Source organism: Streptomyces sp. NPDC020192 (assembly GCF_044388685.1).
GTDB lineage: Bacteria > Actinomycetota > Actinomycetes > Streptomycetales > Streptomycetaceae > Streptomyces.
Genome location: NZ_JBIRXG010000102.1, coordinates 1 through 2,843, shown reverse-complemented (window position 1 = coordinate 2,843; position 2,843 = coordinate 1). Strand labels below are relative to the sequence as shown.

Here is a 2,843-nt window from a genome sequence, read left to right as displayed (position 1 = left end):
AACCGCTGCTGCGGGTCCGTCGCCAGCGCCTCACGCGGCGACATCGCGAAGAAGCCCGCGTCGAAGTCCATGGCGCCCTCGACGAAACCACCCGCGTGGGCCAGCTCCGTCAGCAGGCCGGTGTCCCAGCCGCGGTCGGACGGGAAGCGCGACATGGCGTCGCGGCCCTGCGACAGCAGGTCCCACATGCCGTCCGGGTTCCACACACCTCCCGGGAAGCGGCAGGACATACCGACGATGACCAGCGGATCGTCCTCGACCGATCGCAGCACGGGCAGCGCGTCGACCGGGACGGCGGCGACCCCGCCGAAGCGCTCGGCCAGGAAGTCCGCGAGACGCGCCGAGTTCGGGTAGTCGAAGACGAGCGTCGAAGGCAGGCCGAGACCCGTGACGGCCTGCAGCCGGTTGCGCAGCTCGACCGCCGTCAGCGAGTCGAAGCCGACCTCCCGGAAGGGCTTGGTCTCGTCGATGTCGGCGCCCGTCTGGTAGCCGAGTACCGAGGCGACGTGGTCGCGCACCAGGGCGAGCAGGTGCGTGAGGCGCTCCTCGGCCGACAGCGCGGCCATGCGCTGCGCGAAGCCGTCACCGCGCACCTCCCCCGCGGCCACCACGCGGCGCACCGGACCAGGGACCAGGCCGCGCAGGACCGCCGGGAGCTCGCCCTGGGCGCGCAGGCGCGGCAGGTCGAGACGGGTCAGGGCGAGGACCGGGCGCTCGGCCACCAGCGCCTGGTCGAAGAGTGCCAGGCCCTGCTCCACCGTCAGCGGCGGCACCCCCGAGCGCGCGATACGGCGCATGTCGACCTCGGACAGGGTGCCGGTCAGGCCCACGTCCTGGGTCCAGGCGGCCCACGCCATCGAGACACCGGGCAGGCCGTCCTGGCGGCGCTGCTCCATCAGCGCGTCCAGGAACATGTTGGAGGCGGCGTAGTTGCCCTGTCCCGGGCTGCCGATCAGCCCGGAGAACGAGGAGAACACCGCGAAGACGCTCAGGTCGGCGTCCCGGGTCAGCTCGTGCAGATGCCAGGCCGCGTCGACCTTCGGGCGCATGACCCGGTCCATCTGCTCCGCGGTCAGCGACGAGAGGGTGCCGTCGTCCAGGATGCCCGCGGTGTGCACGACGCCGGCCAGCTTCGTCCCGGCGAGCGCCTCCGCCAGGGCCGCACGGTCGCTGACGTCGCACGCGGCGACGGTGACCCGGGCCCCCTGGGCGGTCAGCTCGTCCACGAGTGCGGTGGCGCCTTCGGCGTCGGCGCCCCGGCGGCTGAGGAGCATCAGGTCACGCGCACCGTGCCGCGCCACCAGGTGCCGGGCCACCTCGCGGCCCAGACCGCCGGTGCCACCGGTGATCAGGACGGTGCCGTCGAAGTTGATCGGGTCGGGGGACTCGCCGGAGCCGGGGACACGGGCGAAACGCGGGCCGCGCAGGGCGGTGCCGCGTAGGGCGAGCTGCGGCTCGTCCGCCGAGAACGCGCGGGCCACCAGGGTGGCGTCCAGCTCGGCGTCCGGCTCGATGTCGAGCAGCACGAAGCGGCCTGGGTCCTCGGTCTGCGCGGTCCGTACGAGGCCCCACACGGAGGCGGCGGCCGGGTCGGTGACGGTCTCGCCGGGCCCGGTGGCGACCGCGCCCCGGGTCACGACGGCCATGCGCGTGCCGGTGAAGTTCTGCAACCGGCCGAGCACCCAGTTCGCCGTCTCGTGGACGGACCGCACCACATCGCCGCCCTCGGGGGTGACCTCCAGCACCACCACGTCGGACGAGACGGCGTCGGCGGCACCGGCCGGGCCCCGTACGGTGATGAACTCGATGTCCTGACGGCCGGCCTCCGGCGCCGACACGTCGAGCCAGTCGAGGGCCAGCATCGTGCCGGGCTGCGCCTCGGTGGCCAGGGTCTGCGGCGTGAGCGGGCGCAGCACGAGGGAGCCGATCGACAGCACCGGCTGCCCGGCCTCGTCGGCCAACGCCAGGGCGATCGCGTCGGGTCCGGCGGGGGTGATCCGGGCCCGTACCCGGGTGGCTCCGATGGCGTGCAGGGTGACGTCGTTGAACGTGAAGGGCAGCCGGCCGAGTTCGGTGGGTTCGAGGTCGGCGAACGTGGAGGGGTGCAGTGCCGCGTCGAGCAGCGCCGGGTGGATACCGAACACGCCCGCGCTGGTCCGCTCGTCCTGCGGGAGGACTATCTCGGCCAGGATGTGGCCGTTGTGCCGCCACGCCCTGGTCAGGCCCTGGAAGACCGGGCCGTAGCCGAAGCCGTTGTCCGCGCTGCGCCGGTAGAAGTCCTCCAGATCGACCGGTGTGCTACCGGGCGGCGGCCAGGCCCCGGCCAGCTCCCCGGCGTCCACGGCGACCGTCTCGTCATCGACGACACCGGTGGCATGCCGAGTCCACGGCTCGTCCTCACCGGTACGGGCATAGACGGCAACGGTGTGCTCCTCACCGTCGACCACCACCTGCACCTGGACACTGTCCCGCTCCGGGACAACCAGCGGCGCCTCCACGATCAGCTCACGCACACGGCCCGCACCCACGGCATCCGCACCCCTGATCGCCAGCTCCACAAAGCCCGTACCCGGGAACAACACCGCCCCATGCACCGCGTGATCCACCAGCCACGGCTGCGCCCGCAGCGACAACCGCGACGTCAGCACCACCGAACTCGAACCCGGCACCGACACCACCGCACCCAGCAACGGATGCCCGGCCGACACCAACCCGGCAGCCGCCACATCACCGGCCACCAACGAAGGCTGCGGCCAGTACCGGCGCCGCTGGAACGCGTACGTCGGCAAGCTCACCCGCCCCGGCTCGACACCCGCGAACAGGCCCTCCCAGGCCACCGGGAC

1 protein-coding gene is annotated in these 2,843 nt (G+C 73.0%); it reads right to left on the bottom strand.

Annotated elements, in window-relative coordinates:
* The coding region (locus ACH47Z_RS46980) for an SDR family NAD(P)-dependent oxidoreductase (protein ID WP_399086741.1) at positions 1 to 2,843 on the bottom strand (2,843 nt) is incomplete at both ends.